Here is a 26,773-nt window from a genome sequence, read left to right on the forward strand (position 1 = left end):
CCACCTCCGTTCGGCCAGCCGTCCTCCCCGCCGTCCCCGTCCCCGCCCGCCGTTCCCCGCGACCGCTCATTCACTCGTTCGGGGAAATCCATCGACGGACGCGATACATCGCGTTATGGTGTGTCGTGTGGCCGCGTCATGGCCGCCGTACCGCTTGTGCATCCGACCGGCGCGCCCGCCCTCCGTCGCCCGGCGAAAAACCATAGGCGGGCCGAAGCTCGCATACCCAGCCTTTTCCGTGAATCCCCGACGACGTGGAGACCCATATGCCAGGCGCCATCTATGCCGAAGGCCTGGTCAAGACCTTCGGCGACGTAAGGGCATTGGACGGTGTCGACCTCGATGTCCCCGAAGGCACCGTCCTCGGACTGCTCGGGCCCAACGGCGCGGGCAAGACGACGGCCGTCCGCTGCCTGACCACCCTGCTCCGCCCCGACAGCGGCAGGGCGGTCGTCGCGGGAGTGGACGTGCTGAGGCAGCCGGACGCCGTCCGCCGCTCCATCGGCCTGTCCGGACAGTTCGCGGCGGTCGACGAGTACCTGACCGGCCGCGAGAACCTCCAGATGGTCGGCCGGCTCTACCAGATGCGGGCGAAGCAGGCGAAGGCCCGCGCGGTCGAGCTGCTGGAGCAGTTCCACCTCACCGACGCCGCCGACCGCCCCGCCAAGACCTACTCCGGCGGTATGCGCCGCCGCCTCGACCTGGCCGCCGCCCTGGTCGTCTCGCCGCCCGTGATGTTCATGGACGAACCGACCACCGGCCTCGACCCGCGCAACCGTCAGCAGCTGTGGGAGGTCATCAAGCAGCTCGTCTCCGGCGGCACGACCCTGCTGCTCACCACCCAGTACCTGGAGGAGGCCGACCACCTCGCCCACGACATCGCGGTCGTCGACCACGGCCGGGTCATCGCCAAGGGCACCTCCGACCAGCTCAAGGCCCGCACAGGCGGCGAGCGCGTCGAGGTCGTGGTGCACGAGCGCGAGCACATCGCGACCGCCGCCGAGGTGCTGCGCGGCTTCGGCAAGGGCGACACGACCGTCGAGGAACACACCCGCAAGCTGACCGTGCCCGTCACCGGCGGCGCCAAGCTGCTCGCCGAGGTCATCCGCGAGCTGGACACCCGGGGCATCGAGATCGACGACATCGCCCTGCGCCGCCCCACCCTCGACGACGTCTTCCTCTCCCTCACCGGCCACCTGGCCGAGGACGGGCCCGAGGCCGGGGGCGGGAGTGACGGCGAGGGCGCGGGGGAGAGCGCCGGCGACCAGGACCGCAGCAGGAGCACCCGCAGGAACACCCGCAAGGAGGCCGCGAAGTGAGTGCCGTCACCGACGCCACGCGGGTCGCACCCCCCGCCAACGCCGTCAGCCAGTCCTTCCGCGACTCCATGGTCGTCGCGAAACGCAACCTGATCCGGATGTCCCGCATCCCCGAGATGATCATCTACGGCCTGATCCAGCCGATCATGTTCGTGGTGCTGTTCACCTACGTCTTCGGCGGTTCCATGCAGATCGGCGGCAGCACCAGCGCCGCCGACTACAAGAACTTCCTGATGGCCGGCATCTTCGCGCAGACCGTCACCTTCGCGACCGCCTCCTCCGGGGCGGGCATCGCCGACGACATGCACAAGGGGCTCATCGACCGCTTCCGCTCCCTGCCGATGGCGCGCGGCGCGGTGCTGACCGGGCGCACGCTCGCGGACTCGGTGCAGACGGCGCTCACCCTGGTCGTCCTCGCCCTGGTCGCCCTGCTGGTCGGCTGGCGCGTCGGCTCCGACGGCGACACCAACGCCGCCAAGGTGCTCGCCGCCTTCGGCTGCTGCTCCTGCTCGGCTACGCGTTCACCTGGATCGGCGCCCTGATCGGCATGTCCGTCCGCACCCCCGAGGCGGCCACCTCCAGCGGACTGATCTGGCTGTTCCCGGTCACCTTCATCTCGAACGCGTTCGTGGACACCAGCCACATGACGCCGTGGCTGCGCCACATCGCCGAGTGGAACCCGTTCAGCGCCACCGTGCAGGCCTGCCGGGTGCTCTTCGCCAACCCCGGCCGGTCCGTCTCGGGCGCCTGGCCCATGCAGCACCCGGTCTGGGCCTCGCTGATCTACTCGGTCCTGATCGTCGCGATATTCCGGACGCTGGCGGTCCGCAAGTACCGCTCCGCCACCGCCTGACGCCCGGTACGACAAGGCCCCCGGTCGTCACGCGGACGCCGGGGGCCTTGGCAGGTCGTCGTCAGCCCGAGTACGCCTCGGCCTTGAGGATCTTCACGGAGGCCTTCTTGCCGTTCGGCAGCTCGTACTCCGCGTTCTCGCCCACCTTGTGGCCGATGACACCGGTGCCCAGGGGGGACTGCGGGGAGTAGGTCTCCACGTCGGCGCTGGCGTACTCGCGCGAGGCGAGGAGGAACGTCATGGTGTCGTCCTCGTCGCCGTCGAAGGCGATGGTCACCACCATGCCGGGCGCGACGGCTCCGTCCGCCGACGCCGGCGCCTCGCCGACCTTGGCGTTCTCCAGGAGCTGGGTCAGCTGGCGCACACGGAGCTCCTGCTTGCCCTGCTCCTCCTTGGCCGCGTGGTACCCGCCGTTCTCGCGCAGGTCGCCCTCCTCGCGCGCGGCCGCGATCTTGGCGGCGATCTCCGTGCGCGCAGGACCAGACAGGTACTCCAGCTCGGCCCTGAGCTGGTTGTACGCCTCCTGGGTCAGCCAGGTGACGTTCTCGCTGGTCTGGGTCACAGGTGCTCCTCGTCGGTACTGGGAATACAAAGCATCGCCCTACCCAGAAGCATGTTCCTCCACGGAAGGGCGAAACCACGAGCCTAACAATTCAACGGCGGAAGGGGGAGGACATAAGCCATCAGAATTGCGTCAACGCAGGTCAGTGCCTACGTATTCAGGATGACGTCAGTCGGAGTGGCAGCCGAGCAGCTCGGCCGTGGTGCCCCGGGCCGTGGTGCGGAGGGTGACGACCCTGTCGATCTGGGTCGCGGAGCCGGTGAAGCGGAAGTCCGCCCGGCCCACCTCGGAGCCGTCGGCCGCCTGGGAGCGCAGCGTGCAGTAGCCGGAGGCGCCGGCGTCCTTGTGGACTTCCAGGTGCGCCTTGACCGCGTCGGCGGAGGCGTCGAAGGTGATGACCTGGGCGCTGATCTCGTTCTGTCCGACGTAGAGGTAGGCCCAGTAGCCGACGAGGGCGAGCAGCAGGGCGCCCAGCACGGCACCCGCGGTCCTGAGCTTGCGGTCGGCGCGCTCGTCGGAGGAACGGCCGTAGCGGCCCTCGGGCAGCCGCGTGCTCGCGACGCTCATGATCGTCCTCTCCGGCGGAAACCCTCCCGGAGCCGGAAAGACCCGGGCCCCGGAATTATTCGCCTCTCGATTCGGTCACTATAGAAGCCTGCCGCCCGCCGCCCGACCCCCACCCCTCATCGACGTCCCTGCGGGACGACACTTTCTGGATTGCACCCCAAGACACCGGGGCGCCGACTTACCGAGGATTGAGTCTTGACTGACCAGCTGCGACTGATGGCCGTCCACGCCCACCCCGACGACGAGTCGAGCAAGGGCGCGGCGACCATGGCGAAGTACGTGTCCGAGGGGGTGGACGTGCTGGTCGTGACCTGCACGGGCGGGGAGCGCGGCTCCGTCCTCAACCCCAAGCTGCAGGGCGACAAGTACATCGAGGAGCACATCCACGAGGTACGCAAGAAGGAGATGGACGAGGCCCGCGAGATCCTCGGCGTCGCGCAGGAGTGGCTCGGCTTCGTCGACTCCGGCCTGCCCGAGGGCGACCCGCTGCCGCCGCTGCCCGACGGCTGCTTCGCCCTGGAGGACGTCGACAAGGCGGCCGGCGAACTGGTGCGCAAGATCCGCGCCTTCCGCCCGCAGGTGATCACCACCTACGACGAGAACGGCGGCTACCCGCACCCCGACCACATCATGACCCACAAGATCTCGATGGTGGCCTTCGAGGGCGCGGCCGACGCCGAGAAGTACCCCGAGGGCGAGTTCGGGCCCGTCTACCAGCCGCGGAAGCTCTACTACAACCAGGGCTTCAACCGTCCGCGCACCGAGGCGCTGCACAACGCCCTGCTGGAGCGCGGCATGGAGTCGCCGTACGGGGACTGGCTGAAGCGGTGGAGCGAGTTCGAGCGCACCGAGCGCACCCTGACCACGCACATCCCGTGCGCGGACTTCTTCGAGATCCGCGACAAGGCGCTGATCGCGCACGCCACGCAGATCGACCCCGACGGCGGCTGGTTCAAGGTCCCGATGGACCTCCAGAAGGAGGTCTGGCCGACCGAGGAGTACGAGCTCGCGAAGTCCCTCGTGGATACCTCCCTCCCCGAGGACGACCTCTTTGCGGGCATCCGCGACAATGCCTGACATGAGCGCAAGCGCAAGTCTGGCACTGTCGAACCTCGTCCCCCTCGCCAAGGAGGTCGACGAGAACAAGGTCACCCCCGGCGTCCTCGGCTTCATCGTCTTCGCGGTGATGGCCGTGGCGGTGTGGGGGCTGATGAAGTCCATGACCAAGCACATGCAGAAGGTCGACTTCAAGGAGCCCGCGGAGTCCAAGGCGGACTCCGCCGCTCCCACGGCCGACTCCAAGGGCTGACCGGCCTCACCCCGCGCCCGGTACCGGCACTCCCATCACCTCACGGGCGTGCCGGCTGGGTGCCATGCCCAGCCGCCAGGCCTGCCAGCCGGCCTCCAGGCTCACCCCGCGCTCCAGGAGCAGCCCGTACGCCGTGACGTACTCGGTCAGCTTCTCGTCCCGCAGCGGGTGGGCGGTGCGGGCCAGCTGCGCCAGCTCCTCCTGGGCCACCGCCGTGCCCACCTCCGTGCCGCCGGGCGCGGCATAGGGCAGCAGGGTGCAGCGCAGGAAGCGGGCCCAGTCCTCGCCGCGCCGGTCGCCGTACGACGCGAACAGGGCGATCGCCTCGTCGCACAGGGCCAGCGCCTGCGCGGTGCGCGCGTTGCCGGCGTCCACCACGGCCAGCTCCAGGCAGGTCCAGGCCTCGCCGTGCACGACGCCGATCCGCTGGAAGTCCGCGCGCGCGTCGACGAGGAGCTGCCGGGCGAAGCCAGAGTTGCGCAGCGAGCCGGTCTGCGCCGCCCGCTGGTCGCGGGTGACCCGGGCCGAGTGGTGGCGGGCGCAGGCCAGGCCGTACACGTCCCGCATCCGGGAGAACATCGTCCGCGAGCGCTCCAGCTCCCGCACCGCCGGATCCAGGTCGCCGGACTCCTCCAGCGCCTGGCCCAGGTAGTAGACCGTCCAGGCCTCGCCGCGCGCGTCCTCGTTGTCACGGTGCCGGGAGGCCGCCTGGCGCAGCGCCTCGATCGCGGGGGACGCGTCGCCGTCCACCAGCCGCGTCCGCGCCAGCTGGGTCAGCGCCCACGCCTCGCCGCGCGCGTCGCGGGTACGGCCGTAACGGTCCAGCGCGGCCCCCAACTCCTGTTCCGCGCGCGGTACGTCGCCCATCCGCAGCGCCAGCTGGCCGAGCTGGAAGTGCGCCCACGCCTCGCCGTGCACCGAGTTGCCCTCACGGTGCAGCACCAGCGAGCGGGTCAGCAGGTCCATGGCCTGCGCCAGCAGGCCCCGGTCGCGCTGCACCGCAGCCAGCGCGTGCATCGTCCACGCCCGGTCGGTGGCCAGCTCGGGCGCCGCCTGGAGATCCATGGCCTCCTGGAGCCGGGCCGCGGCCTCGGTGAGGTTGCCCTGGTGGTGCAGGGTGATCCCCAGCGAACACAGCGCACGGGCCGCGCCAGCGTCGTGGTGCGCCTCCATGTAGAGGTCGACGACCGAGGCGAGCGTGGTGCGCGCCTTGTCCAGCTCACCCAGCTGCCGGGCCGCGATACCGGTACGCCACTGCACCGAGCGCACCAGCAGCCCCTGGTCCACCGCCTGCGCCAGCTCGCTGATCTCGCCGAGCCGGTAGAGGTCGCCGCGCAGCAGGCAGTAGTCGCACAGCGCGCCCAGCAGGTTCTGCACGACCGCCTGGTCGACGCCCTCCGCGTGCCGGAGCGCCGCCGTGATGAAGCTCGACTCGTCGTCCAGCCAGCGCAGCGCCTCGTCGAGCGAGGTGAAGCCGTGCGGGCCGAACCGGTCCGACCGCGTCGACATGTTGCCGTCCACCAGCCGCAGCACCGAGTCGGCCAGCTCCGCGTAGTTCACGATCAGCCGCTCCTGTGCCGACGCGCGGTCGGCCGGCTCCTCCTCGTCGGCCAGCCGCGCCCGGGCGAAGGACCGGACCAGGTCGTGCAGCCGGTAGCGGTTGCCGCGGACATGGTCGATGAGTCCCGCGCGCGCCAGCACGGCCAGCTGCCGGCCCGCCTCGGCCTCGTCCGTCGCCAGCAGTGCCGCGGCCGCTGCCGCGCCCAGCGAGGCCCGCCCCGCCAGCGCCAGCCTCCGCAACAGCCGGCGCCCGGTCTCCGACTGGTCGGTGTAGCGCAGCCACAGCGCCCGCTCGACGGGCTCGACCGTGCCGTACGCGTCGAGGTCGGTGGCCAGCCGCAGCGGTGAACGCGTGCCCAGCGACGACCCCGCGACCCTGAGCGCCAGCGGCAGTCCGCCGCACAGCTCCCGGATCCGGTCGACCGACTGGGCGTCGTACGGGTCCGCCGCGTTCTGTGCCGCCGAGTTCAGCAGCTCTTCCGTGCCCGCCGCGTTCTGTGCCGCCGAGTTCAGCAGTTCCTCCGTGCCCGCCGCGTCCAGCGCCGTGACCGGCAGCCGGTGCACCCAGGCCGGCAGGTCCGCGGGCAGGTCGAGCCGCTCCCGCGCGGTGACCAGGATCAGGCTGTCGGAGCGCTCCGGGACCAGCGCCCGCACCTGTTCCGGGTCCGAGACGTCGTCCAGCACGATCGTCACCGCGAGCCCCGTCAGGTGCTGGTGGTACAGCTCGCTCAGCCGCTTGACCTGCTGGTCGGGGGAGGAGCGCTCCCGGAACAGCAGCTGCTCGCGCGGCGCGCCCAGCCGGTTGAGCAGATGCAGCAGCGCGTCCCGGGTCGTCAGCGGCGGCTCGCCCCGGCTGCCGCCGCGCAGGTCCACCACGACCGCGCCCCGGAAGTGGTCCTTCAGCTCGTGGGTGGCCCGGACCGCCAGCGTCGTACGGCCGGAGCCGGGCTCCCCGTGCAGGACGACGACCGTTGGGCGGGTCTCCGTGGTCGCCCGCGCCGACTGCGCCCACTGCCGGATCCGCGCCAGCTCCTGCCGCCGGCCGGCGAACGGGCCCGCCGGGTCGGGGAGTTGCCCGAACGACTGTTGCAGCACCGTCCGCCTGCGGGCCGCCGCGCTCTTGTCGGCGCCGCGCAGACCGGGGCCCTGCTTCCTGGGGCCGGTGGAGGCGTTGAACACCCGCTGCTGGTCGAGGAAGGGGCGGATGCCCCGTACCTCCAGCGCGGTCAGCCACTGCAGCCGCAGCTGCTCGGGACCGCCGGGCTGGCCGGCCGTGCCGGCGTGGTGATGGGCGGCCGGCAGATGGGAGCCGGCGACCTTCACCACCGTGGCGGCGGCGCCGATGACACCGACGGCCGCGCCCGCGCCGAACGCGGTGGCGGCGCCGGTGCCGAAGGAGAGGTCGGCGACGGTGGCCGCGACCGCGGCGACGGCCGCGACCAGCAGGGGAGTCCCGGCGCCCTCCCTGGCGTAGCGCTGGCCGAAGGTCTGCCGTGTTGCCGCCGTCTCGTCGAGCGCGTGGGTGTACGCCTCGTACTCCTCGGTGGCCGACTGCGCCATCGTGTTCATGTCGGCACGGGCGCGTGCGAGCAGGATCCGGCCGTCGACGCGACCGCCCGAGCGCCGGACCTCCTCCTCCACGGCTCGTACCAGCAGCCGGTCGGCTTCCGCCCGATGGGCGTCGCGCATGTCCCGTCCCCCTCTAGCGGCAACTCCTCTGCCTACGAGTGTCCTTGTGAAGTGGCGCGATGGCGAGGGGGCGACGATCAGCCGACGTGTGAGGGATCGGTGACGGCTTCCCGGCGGGAGGCCTCAGGAGACCCGGTAGGGCCGGTTGGACAGCGCCAGGAACACGCAGGCCGCGGCCAGAGCGGCCTCGGCCACCGCGCTCGCCAGTGCCTCCAGCAGCTGCGTGCCCACCGCCGACGTGGTGATGTCGAACCAGGCGTCCAGGACGGCGGCCGAGGCCGTCGCCGACGCGGTGAGACGGGCCCTGGGGTCCGCGCGCAGCCCCAGCAGGGCCGTTGCCGCGCAGCCGGTCGCCATGAGGACGTCCAGGCCGATCCAGGCCAGGGACCAGTGGTGCACCTCGGTGCTGGTGGGCAGCGTGAGCGCCAGCACCACCGTCCACGGCACGAGCAGCACGGAGGACGAGCCGAGCAGGATCAGTGCCCACCGCTTCGTCCGCTTCATCGGCCGCACCTTCGTCGTAGTCCACTGAACCAACGCGATCGACCCCCGTCTTGTTCCGCCGCCCCGCAACGCCGCCCCGCAACGCCGCCCCGCAACTCCGCCCTCGGCGGGACGCGCCGGGTGGGACGCGCCGGGCCGACCTGCGCTTCTACGCGGCATCGGACGCCGTGGGAGAGTGGGAGGGTGAACCGACTGGCCCATGAGACGTCCCCGTACCTGCTCCAGCACGCCGACAACCCCGTCGACTGGTGGCCCTGGTCGGCCGAGGCCTTCGAGGCCGCACGCGCCACGGACAGACCCGTCCTGCTGAGCGTCGGGTACAGCTCCTGCCACTGGTGCCACGTCATGGCCCACGAGTCCTTCGAGGACGCCGACACCGCCGCGTACCTCAACGAGCACTTCGTCAGTGTCAAGGTCGACCGGGAGGAGCGGCCGGACGTCGACGCGGTGTACATGGAGGCCGTGCAGGCCGCCACCGGGCAGGGCGGCTGGCCCATGACCGTGTTTCTCACGCCGGACGCCGAGCCCTTCTACTTCGGCACGTACTTCCCGCCCGCGCCCCGGCACGGCATGCCCTCCTTCCGGCAGGTGCTGGAAGGGGTCCGGGCCGCCTGGGCCGACCGGCGGGACGAGGTGTCCGAGGTCGCCGGGAAGATCGTGCGCGACCTCGCGGAGCGGGAGATCAGCCACCAGGGCGCCCGGCCGCCCGGCGAGCACGAACTCGCCCAGGCCCTCCTCGGACTCACCCGCGAGTACGACCCGCAGCGCGGCGGGTTCGGCGGCGCCCCCAAGTTCCCGCCGTCCATGGTCGTCGAGTTCCTGCTGCGCCACCACGCCAGGACCGGCGCCGAGGGCGCGCTCCAGATGGCCGCGGACACCTGTGAGCGGATGGCCCGCGGCGGCATCTACGACCAGCTCGGCGGCGGCTTCGCCCGCTACTCCGTCGACCGCGACTGGGTCGTCCCGCACTTCGAGAAGATGCTCTACGACAACGCGCTGCTCTGCCGGGTCTACGCCCACCTGTGGCGCACCACCGGGTCCGGGCTCGCCCGCCGGGTCGCCCTGGAGACCGCCGACTTCATGGTCCGCGAACTGCGCACCGCCGAGGGCGGGTTCGCCTCCGCGCTCGACGCCGACAGCGACGACGGGACCGGCAGCGGCGAGCATGTCGAGGGCGCGTACTACGTCTGGACGCCCGCGCAGCTGACCGAGGTGCTCGGCGACGCGGACGCCGACCTCGCCGCCCAGTACTTCGGCGTCACCGCGGAAGGCACCTTCGAGCACGGTCAGTCCGTCCTGCAACTCCCCCAGCAGGAAGGCGTGTTCGACGCCGAGCGGATCGAGTCGGTCAGGCGGCGGCTGCTCGCCGCGCGCGCGGCCCGGCCCGCCCCCGGCCGGGACGACAAGGTGGTCGCCGCCTGGAACGGCCTCGCCGTCGCCGCGCTCGCCGAGACCGGCGCCTACTTCGACCGCCCCGACCTGGTCGAGGCCGCCGTCGGCGCCGCCGACCTCCTCGTCCGGCTGCACCTCGACGACCACGCCCGTCTCGCCCGCACCAGCAAGGACGGGCGCGTCGGTGCCAACTCCGGTGTGCTGGAGGACTACGGCGACGTCGCCGAGGGCTTCCTCGCGCTCGCGTCGGTGACCGGCGAGGGCGTCTGGCTGGAGTTCGCCGGGCTGCTGCTCGACCATGTGCTGGCCCGCTTCACCGACCCGGAGACCGGCGCCCTCTACGACACCGCCTCCGACGCCGAACGGCTCATCCGCCGGCCGCAGGACCCGACCGACAACGCCACGCCCTCCGGGTGGACCGCGGCCGCGGGCGCCCTGCTCGGCTATGCGGCGCACACCGGCTCCGAGCCCCACCGCACCGCAGCGGAAAGGGCGTCGGGGGTCGTGAAGACGCTCGGTCCGCGGGTGCCGCGCTTCATCGGGTGGGGGCTGGCCGTCGCCGAGGCGCTGCTCGACGGGCCGCGTGAGATCGCGATCGTCGCACCGGGACCGGGCGACGAGAGCGCGACCGCCCTGCACCGCACGGCACTTCTCGGTACCGCCCCCGGTGCGGTGGTGGCGGTGGGGACTCCGGAGAGTGACGAGTTCCCGCTGCTCGCGGACCGCCCGCTCGTCGGCGGCCGGGCGGCCGCGTACGTCTGCCGTCACTTCGCCTGCGATGCCCCGACCACCGATCCGGACCGGCTGAAGGCCGCGCTGGGCGGCTGAGAGCACCAGAAGCGCAGGTCGGCACCGGGTGGGACAAGGGGGCGGAATTGCGCTCCTGTTCGGATAGATACCGCTTGCGGCACCGCCGTTCCGAAACATGCTATTTATCGGAGCGGCGGCTGGGCTTCACAGATCCCCCCTGGGCTCCCCACGGGGCGCGACGGAGGCAACTCACCGTTGCGCACAGGGGGTTTGTGATCTGGGGGGATCTTCTCTAGCTGACGTCTGTCCTCATCGCGGCCGTCTCGCTCGGGCTCGGTGACGACCGACGACTACACGATGGAACAGGTGGCCGACACCGTACCGCCGGCCCGGTGCACCGGGACCGCGACGCAGTGCGCGGACGGCAGCTGGGAGGTGCTGCCGACGCGGAACCCGGTCCGCTCCATGCACTCCGTCGTCCTCGACAACGGCAAGGTGCTGCTGATCGCCGGCTCCGGCAACAGCGAGGAGAACTTCGCCGCGGGCAGCTTCACCAGCGCGGTCTACGACCCGGCCGACGGCTCGTACAAGGTGATCCCGACGCCGAAGGACATGTTCTGCTCCGGGCACGTCCAGTTGCAGGACGGCCGGGTGCTCGTGATGAGCGGCGACAAGGCGTACCCGGTCGCCGGCGGGCTCGGCTGCGAGGGGTACAGGGACTCGTACGTCTTCGACCCGGTCACCGAGACCTACAGCAGGACCGACGACCTGAACGACGGCCACTGGTACCCGTCGGCGACCGAGCTGGGCAACGGCGACGTCATCTCCTTCGGCGGGCTGCGCGAGGACTCGTCGGGGTCGGTGACGGCGGAGTACTGGTCGGACGCCCAGCAGAAGTGGCTGGGCCTCGGCGACGTGCACCAGACCTGGCCGTACTGGGGGCTGTACCCGTCGGTGATCCTGATGCAGGACGGGCGGCTCTTCTACTCCGGCAGCCATGTCTTCGGCGACAACATCCCCGGGACCGGGGCCGCGGTCTACGACTACGACGCCAACACGATCACCCAGATCCCCGGGCTCCAGGACAAGGACGAGCGCGACCAGTCGGCGAGCGTGCTGCTGCCTCCGGCCCAGGACCAGAAGGTCCTCACGCTGGGCGGCGGCAACATCGACTCCAACCCGGACGCGAACCGGCTGACGGACGTCATCGACCTGAAGGACGCGAACCCGTCGTACGTCGCCGGGCCGCCGCTGCCGCAGGGCACGGTGGACCTGGGGAACGGCCCGGTGGCCGAGACCGGCGGCCAGGGCAAGATGTACGTCTCCGCCGTACTGCTGCCGGACGGCACGGTGCTGGAGACGGGCGGCGCGCTGCACAACCGGGCGGACCCGGTGTACGAGTCCTCGCTCTACGCCCCGGACACCGACACGTTCGACTCCGTGGCCGCGGATCCCGAGGCCCGCGGCTACCACTCGTCGGCGTTCCTGCTGCCCGACGGGCGGGTCATGGCCACGGGCGACAACCCCGGGAACGGGACCTGGAACCACGACGTGTCGATCTACACACCGCCCTACCTGTACCGGGGCACCCGGCCGGTGATCACGTCCGTCATCGACACCGAGTGGCAGTACGGCGACACCCAGCGGATCACCGTCGACCGGCCCGTCGCGAAGGCCGAGCTGATCCGTCCGGCGGCGGTCACGCACTCGTCCGACCCGAACCAACGGTCGGTGGATCTGCCGCTGTCCGTCGACGGCGACGACGTCGACCTCAACGTCACGAGCAATCCGAATCTGGCGCCGCCCGGGTGGTACATGCTGTTCGCGGTCGACGCGAACGGGGTGCCGTCGGTGGCCAGGTGGGTGCATCTGCAGGGGCCGGCCGCCCTCGGGGACGCCTCGGCGCACGTCCACTCCTTCGCGGACTCCCTCACGGGAGCGACCACGGGGGCGTCGAGGAAGCGGGCCTCGCAGCCGGTCGGTACGACGGTGTCCGGGTGCGATCGGCACTACGGGTCGGCCAACGTGTGTGTGCCGACGGCGTTTCCGGCGGGGGTGCGCAAGACGGCGGCGGCACGGTGCGCGTGGCTGAAGCTGAACCGGTACGGGCGCCTGGAGGTCAACGGGAAGGACGATCCGCTGGGCCTTGACCGCAATCGGGACGGAGTGGCCTGCGGGCGGGCCGATGTGCGGTAGCCGGGCGCGGGTGGTCCGTGGCCGGTCGCGCCCTTCCCCGCCCTGAAGGGGCGCTCAGGTCAACGGCGCCGGAGAGCGAGGGCGCGTTCCACGATGTGTTCCAGTCGGTCGTGGTGGGCGCCCTTCCAGTAGGCGCGGCCGCAGTCCTCGCACTGGGCGAAGACGTCGTACGACCGCTCGGTGCCGCCCTTCAGCTGGTCCGCCACCTGTTCCTTCGTCGCCTTTCTCAGCAGGCCGTTGCAGGCGGTGCAGCGGGTCCAGGGGGCGAGGCGGGGGGCGAAGCGGTCGAGGACGTCGTGGAGCTGGTCGTCGGGGCCGGTGCTGTAGACGTAGGCGCCGGCCCACAGTTCGCGGCGGCGCAGGAGGCCCCGGTCGCGGCTGAGCATGACGCGGCGTTCCGTCGCCGAGCGGGTCGCGAGGGCCGGGTCGCCGATGTCGGTCGACTCGTACGCCGTGTCCACGCCGAGCAGGCGCAGCCGGCGGGCCAGGGTGCCGAGGTGGACGTCGAGGAGGAAGCGGAGCGGCGCGCCGGGCACCTGCTGGGGGCGCTCCACCGGGCGTACGGCCACCCGCTCGCCGTGCGCGGGGATGTGGGCGACGGGCACCTCGCGGCCGTCCACCAGCAGGGTGCCGACCTCGGTGAGGGGGACGCCCAGGGACTCGATGACGTGGCCGAGGGTCGAGACGCCGTCGACGGCGAGCGGGTGGCTGCCCACGCGGCGGGCGTGCGGGACGAACAGGGCCAGCTCGGGGGCGACTTCGACGTGGATCTCGGAGGCGTTCACCTGGTCAGGATGGCACGGCGGGCGGCCGTGGGCTCAGGGGTTTCCCGGCGGCAGGCCGTGCTCGATGACGGTCAGGGCGCGGTCGAGGAGGGCCTCGAAGTCGGGCTCGTGCTCGTGCTCCGCCCAGTACATGGAGACCTCCATCAGGCCGCCGATGAAGGACATGGCGTAGACCCGGACCTCCAGGCTGCCGGGGTCGCGGCCGGTGCGCTCCCCGATGGCCTGGCAGAACATGCGTCCGGTGGACGACATGCTCTCCATCATCCGGGAGCGCACCGAGGGGACCGTGACCATCAGCTGGGTGCGCAGCCGGGAGACCGTCGGGTCGTCCTTGACGCCCAGCCGGATCGCCCGGTGCATGATGTGGCGGAGGGAGTCCGGCCACGGCTCGTCGGCGGGCCGGGCCCGGAGCTCCTCCAGGATGATCAGGTCGTACTCGTCGGTGAGGACGATGTCCTCCTTGGTCGGGAAGTACCGGAAGACCGTCGACGGCGACACCTCGGCCCGCTCGGCGATCTGCTCGATCGTCGTGGCGTCCCAGCCCTGCCGCCCGACCAGCTCGTAGGTCGCGGAGCGGATCGCCTCACGGGTCTTGATCTTCTTCCGTTCGCGAAGACCGAGCTGGGGGGAGGTGTGCGGTGCCGTCATGCTGGTCATTGTCCGGCATCGGCGGTGGCGGGGGCCACGGCCGGTGAATCGTTCCCTTCGGTTCGGCGGGCGGTGGGCGTGTCGGGCAGGAACGCGGCGGACAGCAGGGCGGTGACGAGCCCGGCGATGCCGCACACCAGCAGGACCAGGCCCATGCCGTGGACGTAGGAGGCGTTCGCGGAGGCGGCGAGGTGGGCGGAGCCGGTCCGTCCGGCGACGAGGTGGGCGGCGACCACGGACTCGCCTGCGGTGTGGCCGAGGGCGGCGGGCAGGCCGGTGGTGTCCAGGTGGTCGCGGAAGGTGCCCGCCAGGAGGCTGCCGAGCAGGGCGATGCCGATGGCGCCGCCGACCTGGCGCAGGGTCATCAGCAGGCCGGAGCCGCTGCCGGCCCGGTCCGCGGGGAGGGCGGCGAGGGCGCCGTCCATGGCGGGGACCACCGAGAAGCCGAAGCCGAGTCCGGCGACGGACAGCCACAGCGCGGTGAAGCCGTAGCCGTCGTGGACCGTCGTACGGCTGCCGAGGAGGGCGGCGAAGGAGAGGACGACCAGGCCGGCGGCGACGACGGCGCGTGAGCCGAAGCGTTCGACGAGGGGCTGGGCGGTGCGGGCGGCGACGATCAGGCCGCCCATCATGGGCAGCAGGCGCAGGCCGGTGCCGAAGGCGTCGTTGCCGAGGACCGCCTGGAGGTAGGGCGGCAGCACGAACATCAGGCCGGACAGCACGAACATGACCAGGGTGGCCGCGAGGGTGTTGAGCAGGAAGCCGCGGTGGGTGAGCAGCCGCATGTCGAGCATGGGGCGCTCGACCCGGCGTTCGCGCAGCACGAGGGCGGTGACGAGGACGGCGGCCGCCGCGAACAGGGCCAGCACCAGCGGGTCGCCCCAGCCGCGGTCGGGGGCCTCGATGATCGCGTAGATCAGGGCGCCGAGGCCGGTCGCGGTGAGCGCGGTGGAGAGCGTGTCGACCTCGGGGGAGGCGGGGTCGCTGGTCTCGGGGAGCAGGAAGACGCAGGCGGCGACGCCGATGGCGACCATCGGCACGTTGATCAGGAAGACCGAGCCCCACCAGAAGTGGTTGAGCAGCCAGCCGCCGATGATCGGGCCGAGCGGCAGGCCGAGCGCGGAGGCGGCCGAGATGACGCCGACGGCCCGGGTGCGCTCGTCCGCCCCGAACAGCGAGGGCAGCACCGACATCGCGAGCGGCATCACCAGGGCGCCGCCGACGCCCATGACGGCGCGGGCGGCGATCACCCAGGCCACGTCGGAGGCGAGGGCGCCGACGACAGAGCCGGCCAGGAAGACGGCGAGGCCGGCGACGAGCATCCGGCGGCGGCCGAAGCGGTCGCCGAGGAGGCCGGCCGGGAGCATCAGCGAGGCGAAGACGACGACGTAGGAGTCGGCCATCCACTGCTGCTGGCCGGTGGTGGCGCCGAGCTGCCCGGCCATGGTCGGCAGCGCCACGTTGAGGATCGTCATGTCGAAGCCGAGCACCAGCATGCTCGCGACCAGGGCGCCCAGGGCCCACCAGCGGCGGGGGTTGCGATACGTCTCCACGGATGGAGTGACAGTAGCCATGAAATGAGAGTAGCTCTCAAAAACCACTGAGTGTCAACAGAGAGTGGGTGCCGTAAGATGGGAATCCGTTGTGAGGGCATGAAAAATGGCCACGGCTCGGGAGCCGTGGCCACTCGGAAGAGGGGGGTGGAACTACGCGTGCTGGTACGCCACCAGGGAGATTCCGACGTAGTGGACGACGAACGCGGCCAGCGTGAACGAGTGGAAGACCTCGTGGAAGCCGAAGTAGCGCGGTGACGGGTTCGGGCGCTTGAAGCCGTAGACCACGCCGCCCGCGCTGTAGAGCAGGCCGCCGACGATCACCAGGACCAGCACGGCGATGCCGCCGGTGCGCATGAAGTCGGGCAGGAAGAAGACCGCCGCCCAGCCCATCGCTATGTAGCAGGGCGTGTACAGCCAGCGGGGCGCGCCCACCCAGAACACCCGGAAGACGATGCCCGCGGCGGCGGCCGCCCAGACGCTCCACAGCAGCCACTGACCCTTCGCCCCGGGCAGGAGCAGCATGGTCAGGGGTGTGTAGGTGCCCGCGATGATCAGGAAGATGTTGGCGTGGTCGAGTCTGCGCAGGATGCCGTCCATGCGCGGACTCCAGTCGCCCCGGTGGTACAGGGCGCTCACGCCGAACAGCAGACACGCCGTCAGGACGTAGATCCCGCAGGCGACACGGCCGCGCGGGGAGTCGGCGAGGGCGGTGAGCACGAGGCCCGCGATGAGTACGGCCGGGAACATGCCCAGATGCAGCCAGCCGCGCAGCTTGGGCTTGACCTGGTGCGGCAGGGAGAGCGCGGCGGGACCACGGCCGGTTGTCGGCGGGTCCGCGGGCGCGTCGGGGGCGGACGCAGTCATGCACCGCATCGTACCTACGGAACCGTAGGTTACGGGTCAGTCCAGGCCGACGGAGATTCCGGCAGTGGCCATCATCTCACGCACCCCCGTCGCGGGGACGGCGGTGTGCAAAAAGATCTCCAGCCGAACTCAATGTGGACGCAAAGAAGCGCAGGAAAACACGGAAACCGTGGCCTTCCTCACGTCGCTCATCTGTGACGCCCTCTGGACAGATGGGAGATCCAGTCGGAGGATCAAATGAGTGCGGTCGGCACCGGATGAGCGGCTACGAAGCGTCCGGGTCGCGGCCCCCACGGGGCGACAAGGTCCTCAGCGGACCAAAAAGAACAAAAATCCCTCATTTAGGAGCAATCGTGGCGCGCGACATCGCGGCTCCCACCGTCATCCCCACCCACCACCAGGAACTGATCTCGTGGGTCGACGAGATCGCCGAACTGACCCAGCCGGACAGCGTGGTCTGGTGTGACGGCTCCGAGGCCGAGTACGAGCGACTGTGCGAAGAGCTCGTGGCGAAGGGCACCTTCAAGAAGCTCGACCCGATCAAGCGCCCGCACTCCTACTACGCGGCCTCCGACCCGACCGACGTCGCCCGGGTCGAGGACCGCACCTTCATCTGCTCCGAGCGGGAGCAGGACGCCGGCCCGACCAACCACTGGAAGGCCCCCGCCGAGATGCGGGAGATCTTCAACGGCGAGAAGGGCCTGTTCCGCGGCTCGATGAAGGGCCGGACGATGTACGTCGTCCCGTTCTGCATGGGCCCCCTCGGCTCGCCGCTCTCCGCCCTCGGCGTGGAGATCACGGACTCCGCCTACGTCGCCGTCTCCATGCGCACGATGACCCGCATGGGCCGCCCGGTCCTCGACGAACTCGGCTCCGACGGCTTCTTCGTGAAGGCCGTGCACACCCTCGGCGCCCCGCTCGCCGAGGGCGAGGCCGACGTCCCCTGGCCGTGCAACCAGACCAAGTACATCTCGCACTTCCCCGAGTCGCGCGAGATCTGGTCCTACGGCTCCGGCTACGGCGGCAACGCCCTGCTCGGCAAGAAGTGCTACGCCCTGCGCATCGCCTCGGTCATGGCACGGGACGAGGGCTGGCTCGCCGAGCACATGCTGATCCTCAAACTGACGCCCCCGCAGGGCGAGTCGAAGTACGTCGCCGCCGCCTTCCCCTCCGCCTGCGGCAAGACCAACCTCGCCATGCTGGAGCCCACCGTCTCCGGCTGGACCGTCGAGACGATCGGCGACGACATCGCCTGGATGCGGTTCGGCGAGGACGGCCGCCTCTACGCGATCAACCCCGAGGCCGGCTTCTTCGGCGTCGCGCCCGGCACCGGCGAGCACACCAACGCCAACGCCATGAAGACGCTGTGGGGCAACGCGGTCTTCACCAACGTCGCGCTCACGGACGACGACGACATCTGGTGGGAGGGCATGACGGAGGAGACCCCCGCCCACCTCACCGACTGGAAGGGCAACGACTGGACGCCCGGGTCCACGACCCCGGCCGCCCACCCCAACGCCCGCTTCACCGTCCCGGCCGCGCAGTGCCCGATCATCGCGCCCGAGTGGGAGGACCCCAGGGGCGTGCCGATCTCGGCGATCCTCTTCGGCGGCCGCCGCGCCACCGCCGTACCGCTGGTGACCGAGTCCTTCGACTGGAACCACGGCGTCTTCCTCGGCGCCAACGTGGCCTCCGAGAAGACCGCCGCCGCCGAGGGCAAGGTCGGCGAGCTGCGCCGCGACCCGTTCGCGATGCTCCCGTTCTGCGGCTACAACATGGGCGACTACATGGCCCACTGGATCGAGGTGGCCAAGGGCAGGGACCAGGCCTCGCTGCCGAAGATCTACTACGTCAACTGGTTCCGCAAGAACGACGAGGGCGCGTTCGTCTGGCCCGGCTTCGGCGAGAACAGCCGCGTCCTGAAGTGGATCGTGGAGCGGCTGGACGGCCGGGCGGACGGCGTCCGCACGCCGATCGGCGTGCTGCCGACCCGGGACGCGCTCGACACCGACGGCCTGGACCTGGCCGACTCCGACCTGGACTTCCTGCTCACCGTCGACAAGGAGATCTGGCGCGAGGAGGCCGCCCTGGTCCCCGAGCACCTCGACACCTTCGGCGACCACACCCCGAAGGAACTGTGGGACGAGTACCGGGCGCTGGTCGAGCGCCTGGGCTGAGCCCCCCGCGAAAGACTCCGCGGCCGGTTGGGGGATGTGCCCTGACCAGCGATCGTCACGGCCGGCCGCGGTGCGAACCGGCGAGGCCGCGCACAACGGCGTGTGCGGCCCGTGGGCCTGCCGTCGCCCACCCGTCGGCCCCGACGGGCCCGGCGACGGCAGGCCTTCGCCTGTGCGGGTGCGGCCCCGGTCGCCCGCCGGGCATTTCCTGCGGCCGGCGGGCGCAAGGCGGCTCGTGGCGAGCAGGCCCGCAGACCGGCGCCGGGACGCCGGCGCCCATGTCCACACCTGGGCGGCGGCTCCACCCCGCCCCCGCCCAGCGCCGGCCTCTCGGTCACCGAGACCGGCCCGGCCTCCGTCACCCTCGGCGACCGCGCCACCTGCACCGTCCGCGCGACCAACGCGACCGCCTCCACCGCGACCGCCACCGGGATCACGCTGACCGACACCCTCGACGGCGGCCCGGGCAACGACACCGTGAACGGCTCCGCGGGCAACGACCGGATGACCACCACCGACGGCGTCTTCGCCAACGACACGGCCAACGGCGGCACCGGCTTCGACACCTGCACCACCGGCCCGGGCGACAGCCGCATCAGCTGTCCCTGAGCCGCCCACGGCCGGCCTCAGCCGTTGCGGTCCTCCAGGTACCGGGTGTGCGTCTCCTGGCGGCGGGCCTCGACGTCCCTGAGGCCGGCCGCCAGCCGTTCCGCCTCCTCCTTCAGAAGGCCCAACTGGCGCTCCAGATGCCGCTCCGGCGGCTCCTGCCCGGGGGCCAGACGCGTCCACCACCGGGTGCGGACGAAGCTGTCGACCGCCTCCGGGACGTCCTGCCGTACCGTCCGCGACAGAACATGGACGCCCTCCGGGTCCTGGGCGAGCAGCTCGGCCGGCCGGCCGGGATCCAGCAACGCCGTCAGCAGGTCCGTCAGTTCCGCCAGCCGCGCCTCGGCCGAGGCCGGCAGGCCGACCTCCGCCAGATAGGTCCTCAGCTTGTGGAAGTCGGCCCGCACCTCGCCCAGTTGGGCGGACGGCGTCGGGAACTTCGGCAGCGGCGGCCGCTCCGGCGGGGCGATCAGCGCGCCCGCGCCGTACAGACCCGCCACCACCACCGGCCAGTACGGCCCGGCCACGCCCGCGAACGTCAGCACCAGACCGAGCAGACCGCCCGCGCAGCCGCTGAGGTTCTTGCGGGACTCCAGACAGGCGAGCGCCCTATTGGTAGCCACGGATCTCCTCGAAGGCGCCGTCCAGGGAACCCTCCCGACCGTCGAAGAGACGGCCGCCGGTCAGGTCGGCGATGTGCTGGAGCTCGGCACGGGAGGAGTCGCCGAACAGGATGGGGAAGACCGGGATCTCGCGCCGGGCGGCCGACAGGCCCCGGTAGAAACCGTCGAACTCCGCCGCCTTCGCACCCGTCGTGTTCTCGCCGTCCGTCATCAGCACGATCGACGTGAACGCGTCCCCGCCCCCGCCCAGATGGCCGTACGCCTTCTCCAGCGAGGTGTAGATCGCCGTGTCGCCGTCGGCGTCCAGGGCCGCGGTGTCCTCGCGGATCGCGGCCAGGCCCGTCCGCGGGTCCGCCGGGTCGACGACATGCGTGCGCACGCTCTTGACCCCCGAGCCGAACGGCATCAGTGTCACCTCCTCGCGGTCCCGGAAGTCACCCGTGAGGTCGGTGAGGGCCTGCTTGAGGTGGTCCAGACGGTCGCCCTCCATCGAGCCCGAGGTGTCCAGGACGTACACCGTCCGGGAAGGCCGGCGCAGCTCGTTCTCGTACGAGTCCAGCAGCCCGTCGGCGACCGACCGGGAGCCCGGGAAGGGGAGTTCACGACGGCGCGTGGTGTCCAGACCGGCGGCCGGGGCGACCGAGGCCACCACCGGACGGCGGTGCGTGGTGTCCGTGATGAGCTTCTGCACCGCCGGGGTGCGCAGGTCCTCCGTCACCCTGCGGACGTCCTCACGGGTGGCCGCGGAACTGGCGGCGAGCGAGGAGAACGGGTAGTCGGCGGTGACCACGCCGTCGGTCGGGCGGATCACCGTGAGCCCCGGGACGCCCTTCAGCACCGACTCGTAGTTGAGCAGGGCGTCGACGTCGCCGCGCCGCTCGTAGGCCGCCGCCAGCCAGCCCGACGAACCCGAGGTCAGCTTCTGCCCCTTGAAGAACTCCTTCAGCTTCGGAGTCGCCTTCGCCACGTCCGCGTCGGTGAGCGCCGACTGCGCGCCGGAGAGCGCGGAGGCCACCGAGATCAGCGTGGAGAAACCGGAGTTGGAGCGGGCCGGGTCCGTCATGCCGTACGTCAGCCGGCCGGACACCACCGCCTGCTCGATCCGGGACCAGGTGACGTCGTCCGCCTTCCAGCCCAGGGCCTTCACGGTGGCCGTCCGTACCCCGATCGCGACCGGGCTGGACATGACCGGGGTCTCGGAGACCACCTTCCTCGCCGCGTCCGGGCGCAGTCGCAGATAGTCGTCGGAGGAGAGCCAGAGCGCGTCGTACGCGCCGTCCACCTTGCCCTCGGCGAGCATGTCGACCGCGTCCAGGGTGCCCATGTAGGTGGGGCGGACCGTGATCCCGGTGTCCTCGCGGATCCGGTCGAACACGACCGTCATGTCGCTGAGTTCGGAGGAGGCGAGCACCCGCAGGGTGCCCGGTTCGGCGGATCCGGCGACGCCGGGCGTCGGGACGCCGCCGCCGTGGTCCTGCCCGCCCGTGCAGGCGGTGAGCACAGCGGCCGTGGCCAGCAGGAGCGGGAGCACACGTCCTCTCATGCCTGGCCGCCCTCCAGCGCGCCCTTCGCGCGGCTGCGCTCCAGGTAGGCACCGGCCTGCTGGAGCTCGTCGGTCAGGGACCGCACGGTGCCGGCCATCGCCTCGGTCGCCTGGACCTTGTAGGTGTCGATCGCGTCCAGGGCGCGGTAGATCTGCTGGAACGCGGAGCGCAGCGTCTCGGCGCCGACGGCCGGGTCGGCGGCGATGCGCTGGATCTCCCCGCTCTGCGTGGCGAGCATCTCGGCGTTGCCCCGGATCAGCTCCTCGGTCGTCCCGCGCAACGCGTCGACCTGCTCGACGACCTTCTTCTGGGTGTCGAGCGCGGAGGCCAGCATCACCGATATCCGCAGCGCCGACACGGTGGTGGTGGCGGCGCGCTCCACCCCCTTGATCAGCTCGTCGTTGTTGCGGCGTACGACGTCCATCGCGAGGTAGCCCTGCGCGGACACCGCGAGCTGGGTCAGCAGGTCCTGGTGCTTCTGCCGGACCGGGAAGAGCACGTCGGCGCGGAGCGCGTCGGCCTCCTGGGGGTCCGGGAGCCGGGTGATGTGCCCCTCGACGGCGGTGTCCAGGGCCTGGGTGAGCACCACGTACTCCTGGAGCTTGCCCATGGTCTCCCACAGGCGCACCCGCTCGGTCTGCAACGCGGCGTTGTCGCGCCGCAGTTCGTCCTGGCCGCCGCGCAGCGACCCGACGATCCTGTTCAACGTGCCCTGTGCGGAAGCGTACTTGGCGACCTGGTCGCGAAGTCTGTTGCCACCGGGCAGCCGGGACAGGAACCTGCGTCCCCTGCCCGTCGGCAGGTCGCGCGGGTCCAGGTCCTCCACGACCCGGCGCAGCTCGACCAGCGACCCCGCCACCTTGGCCTGCGCGTCGCCGCCCTTGTCGGGCAGGCTGCGCACGGCCCGCTCCAGCATGCGGTTGGACTGGGCGGTGGCGGTGCGCATCTCGCCCGCGCCGAGGCCGGTGATCTCGCCGACCTTGCTCGCGAACTCCGGCGACCGCGCGTCCAGGGCGGCGAGCCCCTCGACGTAGCCGGCGGCCTTGCGCGCCATGTCCGTACGGACGCTGTCGTCGACCGGCACGAGCCCGCCGGCCTTCTCCCGCGGCACGGGTGCGACGGCCTCGGGCGGGGTGAGCGTGAAGACGTCGTCACCGCTGAGCGTCGGTTCGTGACCGCGCGGACTTATCTCGTCGAAGCTGCTGTTCACAGGAATCCCCCCGGTCAGCCGCGCGCCCGGCGGGCCATCTCGTGCAGCACCGCGGAGGTGGGCACGGGCGCCTGCCGGACGCCGGTCAGTGTCTGGTTGAGGTAGCCGGCCCGGTCGGCCGTGGCCTTGACGAACTCGGCGGAGTCGCCCTGCGGGCGGAACCCGTGCCTGACCGCGAGCCTGCGCAACGCCGGGTCGGTGCCGAGGAGTTCACCGAGCGCACGGCCCGCGTCGGTGAGCGGGACGACCGTGTGGTCGCTGGTGACCGTGGTGTCCGGGTAGAGCACCACGAGGTCGTCGGCGGCGCCGTGCTGTTCGGCGAGCAGCGAGACCACCTGCGACTCGTAGAGGAAGACCAGCGGGTTGCCGGCACCGCTGATGAAGTCCCGGAACACCGCGTCGCTGCTGGGCTGCTGGGCGCCCTGGACACTGACCAGCCGGTGCAGCAGCGGTGCGGTGCGCGCCACGTCCGCGTCGCTCGACACGACCTCGCCGCCGTTGGCGACGTAGGAGGCGGCGGCCAGGTACAGGGCGCCGGAGTTGGAGGTCCGCGGGTCGGTGCTGGTGATGTACAGCGTCCCGGACAACTCCCCGTGCGCCTTGGCCCCCTTGAGCTGCTGCCAGGTCCGGTCGTGCCGGGCGGCGTCCAGGTAGGCGGACATCTTCAGGGTGCCCTTGCCCTTGGCCCTGGTCGTGCCGTCGAGGACGGCGAGGCCGTTCGCCGCGAGCACGTCGGCCGCGCTGCGGTGGGCCACGACGACGAGCGGCGAGTAGAAGGGCCGGGGGAGCGGCTGGCGGGCGTGGTACTTCGCGGCCAGCGCGTCGGCCGGGGCCTGGCTCGAAGGGAACGCGAAATCGTACCCCTTCAGGTCCAGGTCCTCCATGGCCCAGGACCCCGATGCCTCCGTCTTCACGGTGTAGCCCCTGGCGGCGAGGGCCTTCACCACATCGGGATCGGCGAAGAAGTCCGACTTCTCCGAACCGATCACACCACGCACGGTCTTCGTTGCCGTGCCCTTGTCATCCCCGTCACGGCCTGCGACGACGGCGGCCACCACGCCACCGATCAGCAGCACCGCGAGGACGATTCCAGCGATACGTCTCACGTCGGGCAGCGTGCTCGCGGAACCCCACGTTCCTGGGTGACCCGGGTGAACGGGGAGTGAAGTGGACGTCCCGGATCACAACGCGGGGCGGGGCGGGGCCTGGGTGGGGCGGCTTGGTGCCTGCGGGGTGGGACCTGGGTGGGGCCGGGCGGGCCCTGGGGTGGAGCCGGGCGAGGCCGGAGCGGGGCCCGGGCCCGACCGGGGAGCGGCCGGGCCGGGCCCGGGAATGGCAACCCGGTCCGTGCTTCGCTGCGGGAGCGCGGACCGGGGCCGTTCCTGGTTCGTTCCGGGGCCGTTCCTGGAGGTGGCGGGTCAGCCGGCCGTGGTGAGTTCCGTGGCCGACGCGTGGGCGTCCATCCGCTCCGCCGCGAGGATCGCCGCCGCGGTGTCCGCGCGGGACGCCGCGACGACCAGCGCGCGGCCGGCGAGCGTGTGGGCACGCTCGTGGAGCGCGGCCGGCTGCCGGACCGCCGTCAGTGACGTGCGGACCGGCGTACGCCCGCCCCGCAGCCGGCTCACCTGCTCGACCAGCCGGGTCGCGGCGGCGTCGAGGTCGGTGGACGGCGTGAGGGCGCGCAGTTCGTCGGTGACGGCCAGCAGCGCAGCGAGGTGTCCGGCGAGCTGGATGTCCAGCTCCTCCTCGCGCGATCGGTGGGGGAAGTCGGAGGGCTTGCCGGCCATCGTGCTGTGGACTGACCCCTTGCGGGAAGAAGGGGTGCGGATCGGTTCGTACATGGGAGATGGCCTCCTGTGCGTGACAGGAAGCCATCCTAGCTTAGATCTCGTCTAAAGTTGACCGCGTTCACGGACGGTGGCCCGGCGGCTACCTATGGCTGGCCGTACCCGTCCAGGAACCGTCCGATCCGGGTGATCGCGTCCCGCAGGTCGCCGACCGTCGGCAGTGTCACCACCCGGAAGTGGTCCGGCTCCGGCCAGTTGAAGCCGCTGCCCTGGACGACCATGATCTTCTCCTGCCGGAGCAGGTCCAGGACCATCTGCCGGTCGTCCTTGATCTTGAAGACCTGCGGGTCCAGGCGCGGGAAGAGGTAGAGCGCGCCCTTGGGCCGGACACAGCTCACGCCCGGGATCTGGGTGAGCAGGTCGTAGGCGAGGTCCACCTGCTCCTTGAGCCGGCCGCCCGGCAGCACCAGGTCGTTGATCGACTGGCGCCCGCTGAGCGCGGCCACGACCCCGTGCTGGCCGGGCATGTTCGCGCACAGCCGCATGTTCGCGAGGATCGTCAGTCCCTCGATGTAGGAGTCGGCGTGCGCGCGGGGGCCGGAGACGGACATCCAGCCGACCCGGTAGCCGGCCACCCGGTAGGCCTTGGACATGCCGTTGAAGGTGAGGGTGAGCAGGTCCGGGGCGACGGAGGCGGTCGGCGTGTGCGTGGCGCCGTCGTAGAGGATCTTGTCGTAGATCTCGTCCGAGCAGACCAGCAGGTTGTGGCGGCGGGCGATGTCGGTCAGCCCGCGCAGCATCGCCTCGTCGTACACCGCGCCCGTCGGGTTGTTCGGGTTGATGACGACGATCGCCTTGGTGCGGTCGGTGACCTTGCGCTCGATGTCGGCGAGGTCGGGCATCCAGTCCGCCTGCTCGTCGCAGCGGTAGTGCACCGCCGTACCGCCGGAGAGCGAGACCGCCGCCGTCCACAGCGGGTAGTCCGGGGCGGGGACGAGCACCTCGTCGCCGTCGTCGAGCAGCCCCTGCATCGCCATCACGATCAGCTCGGAGACGCCGTTGCCGATGAAGACGTGCTCGACGTCGGTCTCGATCCCTATGGTCTGGTTGTGCATGACGACCGCGCGGCGGGCGGCCAGCAGACCCTTCGCGTCGCCGTAGCCGTGCGCCGTGGAGACGTTGCGGAGCACGTCCTCCAGGATCTCCGGCGGGCACTCGAAGCCGAAGGCGGCGGGGTTCCCGGTGTTCAGCTTGAGGATGCGGTGCCCCGCCGCCTCAAGCCGCATCGCCTCCTCGAGAACCGGCCCCCGGATCTCGTAACAGACATTGGCGAGCTTGGTCGACTGGATCACCTGCATGTCGGTGAGCTTACGGTGCGATAACGCCCGACGGGCGGTGTTTTCCACCACGTGAGACTCGGAGTGTCCCGATGGTTTGACCTGTTATCGCCGGTAGCTGTCTCGTGGGCCCCTTCCCTCCTTAGAATCCGCGTTCATGCCGAGACCTGCCGAGGAAGAGACCGGGGCGCCCAGCGTCTACCAGGCCCGGGGCGGACCGGCCCCCGCGTACGAGGAGTACCGGGATCCGGCGTCCGCGCACGGCTGGCTCAACGCGTACGACGAGACGCGTGAGCTGCCCCGGATCGTGCCGGGCGTGCCGGCCGTGTCGGATGTGCCGGGCGGGCCGGCCGTGCCGGATGTGCCGGGCGGGCCGGAGGCGGGGGTCGGGCGGGCGGGGCGGCGGCGGGCCGCGCGGGGTGCGGGGGGCCGGCGTTCGAAGCAGGTGGCGGTCGCCGTGGGGGCGGTCGGTGCCGCGTCCGCCGCCGCGCTGATCGCCGGCTTCGCCTTCTCCTCCTCGCCCGACGACACCCAGGGCGGCCAGGACCGTACCCGGCAGACGGCCGGCGAGGCGTCGGCGCCGGTGACCGAGGGAGGCGCGGGCGGCGCCTCCGCCTCCGCGGCCGCGTCGAAGGCCGTGCCGGCGACCGTGGCGACGCCGTCGGCGGGCGGTGCCGCGTCGGCCGGCGGGGTCTCCGCGGCCGGGTCCTCGGCGTCGGCCTCGCCGTCGGCGTCCGCGGCGAGCGCCTCGCCGGACGCCGATGCCACGCGCGGCGCCGGTGCGACGCCCTCCACGGCCGCCACCACGGCCGCCCCCTCCGTGAGCGCCTCGTTCGACGGGCACGGGTGGGGGCGCGGGCGCGGCGGCGGCCGGGGCCGCTGAAACGCGCCAACGCCCGTCCTGAAACAACTCCTTGCCCAGCCGTCCCGCTCCC

Annotated in this window: 22 protein-coding genes and 1 pseudogene; 9 read left to right on the forward strand and 14 right to left on the reverse strand. The window is 71.7% G+C overall.

The window, feature by feature from the left end; all coding sequences use genetic code 11:
* Positions 1 to 266: 266 nt before the first annotated feature.
* Together ACZ619_RS24225 and ACZ619_RS24230 are read left to right on the forward strand one after the other, a co-directional pair.
* Positions 267 to 1,319, forward strand: coding sequence for an ATP-binding cassette domain-containing protein (locus ACZ619_RS24225; RefSeq protein ID WP_469602517.1), 1,053 nt, complete (start codon positions 267 to 269; stop codon positions 1,317 to 1,319).
* A pseudogene (locus ACZ619_RS24230) lies at positions 1,316 to 2,172 on the forward strand (ABC transporter permease). The gene ACZ619_RS24225 and the pseudogene ACZ619_RS24230 overlap by 4 nt, the downstream one beginning before the upstream one ends.
* A 61-nt stretch (positions 2,173 to 2,233) precedes the next feature.
* On the opposite strand, the gene greA reads toward ACZ619_RS24230, so the two are convergent.
* Entirely contained in the window at positions 2,234 to 2,734 is a 501-nt protein-coding gene (gene greA / locus ACZ619_RS24235; protein ID WP_046731888.1) for a transcription elongation factor GreA, read from the reverse strand.
* 168 nt (positions 2,735 to 2,902) lie between these two features.
* Entirely contained in the window at positions 2,903 to 3,301 is a 399-nt protein-coding gene (locus ACZ619_RS24240; protein ID WP_469602524.1) for a DUF4307 domain-containing protein, read from the reverse strand.
* Between the two features lie 195 nt (positions 3,302 to 3,496).
* On the opposite strand from ACZ619_RS24240, the gene mca reads away from it, so the two are divergent.
* Positions 3,497 to 4,378: a mycothiol conjugate amidase Mca gene (mca, locus tag ACZ619_RS24245; RefSeq protein WP_469602527.1), complete on the forward strand. Its 882-nt coding sequence runs from the start codon at positions 3,497 to 3,499 to the stop codon at positions 4,376 to 4,378.
* Positions 4,371 to 4,610 carry a hypothetical protein gene (locus tag ACZ619_RS24250; protein WP_469602530.1) on the forward strand — a complete coding sequence of 80 codons (240 nt, stop codon included), beginning with the start codon at positions 4,371 to 4,373 and terminating at the stop codon, positions 4,608 to 4,610. Before mca ends, ACZ619_RS24250 begins: the two co-directional genes overlap by 8 nt.
* A 6-nt stretch (positions 4,611 to 4,616) precedes the next feature.
* Here the strand turns inward: ACZ619_RS24250 and ACZ619_RS24255 are convergent, their stop codons facing one another.
* The gene (locus ACZ619_RS24255; protein ID WP_469602531.1) at positions 4,617 to 7,859 is read right to left on the reverse strand and encodes a tetratricopeptide repeat protein; all 3,243 of its coding nucleotides are present in this window, start codon (positions 7,857 to 7,859) and stop codon (positions 4,617 to 4,619) included.
* A 123-nt stretch (positions 7,860 to 7,982) separates the two neighbouring features.
* Positions 7,983 to 8,363 (reverse strand): hypothetical protein, encoded by a 381-nt coding sequence (locus tag ACZ619_RS24260; protein ID WP_469602534.1) that lies wholly within the window; start codon positions 8,361 to 8,363, stop codon positions 7,983 to 7,985.
* 183 nt (positions 8,364 to 8,546) lie between these two features.
* Between ACZ619_RS24260 and ACZ619_RS24265 the strand changes: the two genes are divergently transcribed.
* Together ACZ619_RS24265 and ACZ619_RS24270 are read left to right on the forward strand one after the other, a co-directional pair.
* Positions 8,547 to 10,583, forward strand: coding sequence for a thioredoxin domain-containing protein (locus ACZ619_RS24265; protein WP_469602537.1), 2,037 nt, complete (start codon positions 8,547 to 8,549; stop codon positions 10,581 to 10,583).
* Positions 10,584 to 10,841: 258 nt separating this feature from the next.
* A complete protein-coding gene (locus ACZ619_RS24270; RefSeq protein ID WP_469602540.1) occupies positions 10,842 to 12,701 on the forward strand; it encodes a galactose oxidase-like domain-containing protein in 1,860 nt (619 codons plus the stop codon).
* Between the two features lie 59 nt (positions 12,702 to 12,760).
* Here the strand turns inward: ACZ619_RS24270 and ACZ619_RS24275 are convergent, their stop codons facing one another.
* The 4 genes from ACZ619_RS24275 to trhA form a co-directional block, all read right to left on the reverse strand.
* Complete coding sequence (locus ACZ619_RS24275) at positions 12,761 to 13,486, reverse strand: Mut7-C RNAse domain-containing protein (protein WP_469602543.1); 726 nt, start codon at positions 13,484 to 13,486, stop codon at positions 12,761 to 12,763.
* 33 nt (positions 13,487 to 13,519) lie between these two features.
* Positions 13,520 to 14,134 carry a TetR/AcrR family transcriptional regulator gene (locus ACZ619_RS24280; RefSeq protein WP_469602546.1) on the reverse strand — a complete coding sequence of 205 codons (615 nt, stop codon included), beginning with the start codon at positions 14,132 to 14,134 and terminating at the stop codon, positions 13,520 to 13,522.
* 5 nt (positions 14,135 to 14,139) lie between these two features.
* Entirely contained in the window at positions 14,140 to 15,708 is a 1,569-nt protein-coding gene (locus ACZ619_RS24285) for an MFS transporter (protein WP_469602549.1), read from the reverse strand.
* A 132-nt stretch (positions 15,709 to 15,840) separates the two neighbouring features.
* On the reverse strand, positions 15,841 to 16,554 hold the full coding sequence (gene trhA, locus ACZ619_RS24290) for a PAQR family membrane homeostasis protein TrhA (RefSeq protein ID WP_469602555.1): 714 nt from the start codon (positions 16,552 to 16,554) through the stop codon (positions 15,841 to 15,843).
* 353 nt (positions 16,555 to 16,907) lie between these two features.
* On the opposite strand from trhA, the gene ACZ619_RS24295 reads away from it, so the two are divergent.
* Together ACZ619_RS24295 and ACZ619_RS24300 are read left to right on the forward strand one after the other, a co-directional pair.
* Positions 16,908 to 18,731, forward strand: a complete 1,824-nt coding sequence (locus tag ACZ619_RS24295; RefSeq protein WP_469602557.1) for a phosphoenolpyruvate carboxykinase (GTP) — start codon at positions 16,908 to 16,910, stop codon at positions 18,729 to 18,731.
* 111 nt (positions 18,732 to 18,842) lie between these two features.
* Positions 18,843 to 19,340 carry a hypothetical protein gene (locus ACZ619_RS24300; RefSeq protein ID WP_469602559.1) on the forward strand — a complete coding sequence of 166 codons (498 nt, stop codon included), beginning with the start codon at positions 18,843 to 18,845 and terminating at the stop codon, positions 19,338 to 19,340.
* Between the two features lie 17 nt (positions 19,341 to 19,357).
* Here ACZ619_RS24300 and ACZ619_RS24305 read toward each other — a convergent pair whose 3' ends face one another.
* The 6 genes from ACZ619_RS24305 to ACZ619_RS24330 all read right to left on the reverse strand — a co-directional run bounded on the left by ACZ619_RS24305 (position 19,358) and on the right by ACZ619_RS24330 (position 25,859).
* Entirely contained in the window at positions 19,358 to 19,960 is a 603-nt protein-coding gene (locus ACZ619_RS24305) for a hypothetical protein (protein ID WP_469602561.1), read from the reverse strand.
* Positions 19,947 to 21,503, reverse strand: a complete 1,557-nt coding sequence (locus ACZ619_RS24310; RefSeq protein ID WP_469602564.1) for a vWA domain-containing protein — start codon at positions 21,501 to 21,503, stop codon at positions 19,947 to 19,949. The genes ACZ619_RS24305 and ACZ619_RS24310 overlap by 14 nt, the downstream gene beginning before the upstream one ends.
* A complete protein-coding gene (locus ACZ619_RS24315; RefSeq protein WP_469602567.1) occupies positions 21,500 to 22,714 on the reverse strand; it encodes a toxic anion resistance protein in 1,215 nt (404 codons plus the stop codon). The genes ACZ619_RS24310 and ACZ619_RS24315 overlap by 4 nt, the downstream gene beginning before the upstream one ends.
* Positions 22,715 to 22,728: 14 nt before the next feature.
* Positions 22,729 to 23,820, reverse strand: coding sequence for a hypothetical protein (locus tag ACZ619_RS24320; protein WP_469602572.1), 1,092 nt, complete (start codon positions 23,818 to 23,820; stop codon positions 22,729 to 22,731).
* Positions 23,821 to 24,132: 312 nt separating this feature from the next.
* Positions 24,133 to 24,555 (reverse strand): SCO4983 family protein, encoded by a 423-nt coding sequence (locus ACZ619_RS24325; RefSeq protein WP_469602576.1) that lies wholly within the window; start codon positions 24,553 to 24,555, stop codon positions 24,133 to 24,135.
* 92 nt (positions 24,556 to 24,647) lie between these two features.
* Complete coding sequence (locus ACZ619_RS24330; protein ID WP_469602579.1) at positions 24,648 to 25,859, reverse strand: pyridoxal phosphate-dependent aminotransferase; 1,212 nt, start codon at positions 25,857 to 25,859, stop codon at positions 24,648 to 24,650.
* A gap of 136 nt (positions 25,860 to 25,995) precedes the next feature.
* On the opposite strand from ACZ619_RS24330, the gene ACZ619_RS24335 reads away from it, so the two are divergent.
* Positions 25,996 to 26,721: a hypothetical protein gene (locus ACZ619_RS24335; protein ID WP_469602583.1), complete on the forward strand. Its 726-nt coding sequence runs from the start codon at positions 25,996 to 25,998 to the stop codon at positions 26,719 to 26,721.
* The last annotated feature ends 52 nt before the right edge of the window (positions 26,722 to 26,773 follow it).

The sequence above is a fragment of the Streptomyces sp. NPDC104367 genome (assembly GCF_055583825.1).

Coding starts and splice junctions, on each gene's coding strand:
- ACZ619_RS24255 (WP_469602531.1), bottom strand. CDS start 7,859: ATGCGCGACGCCCATCGGGCGGAAGCCGACCGGCTGCTGGTACGAGCC.
- ACZ619_RS24335 (WP_469602583.1), top strand. CDS start 25,996: ATGCCGAGACCTGCCGAGGAAGAGACCGGGGCGCCCAGCGTCTACCAG.
- ACZ619_RS24310 (WP_469602564.1), bottom strand. CDS start 21,503: ATGAGAGGACGTGTGCTCCCGCTCCTGCTGGCCACGGCCGCTGTGCTC.
- ACZ619_RS24330 (WP_469602579.1), bottom strand. CDS start 25,859: ATGCAGGTGATCCAGTCGACCAAGCTCGCCAATGTCTGTTACGAGATC.
- ACZ619_RS24240 (WP_469602524.1), bottom strand. CDS start 3,301: ATGAGCGTCGCGAGCACGCGGCTGCCCGAGGGCCGCTACGGCCGTTCC.
- ACZ619_RS24250 (WP_469602530.1), top strand. CDS start 4,371: ATGCCTGACATGAGCGCAAGCGCAAGTCTGGCACTGTCGAACCTCGTC.
- ACZ619_RS24280 (WP_469602546.1), bottom strand. CDS start 14,134: ATGACGGCACCGCACACCTCCCCCCAGCTCGGTCTTCGCGAACGGAAG.
- trhA (WP_469602555.1), bottom strand. CDS start 16,554: ATGACTGCGTCCGCCCCCGACGCGCCCGCGGACCCGCCGACAACCGGC.
- ACZ619_RS24325 (WP_469602576.1), bottom strand. CDS start 24,555: ATGTACGAACCGATCCGCACCCCTTCTTCCCGCAAGGGGTCAGTCCAC.
- ACZ619_RS24225 (WP_469602517.1), top strand. CDS start 267: ATGCCAGGCGCCATCTATGCCGAAGGCCTGGTCAAGACCTTCGGCGAC.
- ACZ619_RS24260 (WP_469602534.1), bottom strand. CDS start 8,363: ATGAAGCGGACGAAGCGGTGGGCACTGATCCTGCTCGGCTCGTCCTCC.
- ACZ619_RS24285 (WP_469602549.1), bottom strand. CDS start 15,708: ATGGCTACTGTCACTCCATCCGTGGAGACGTATCGCAACCCCCGCCGC.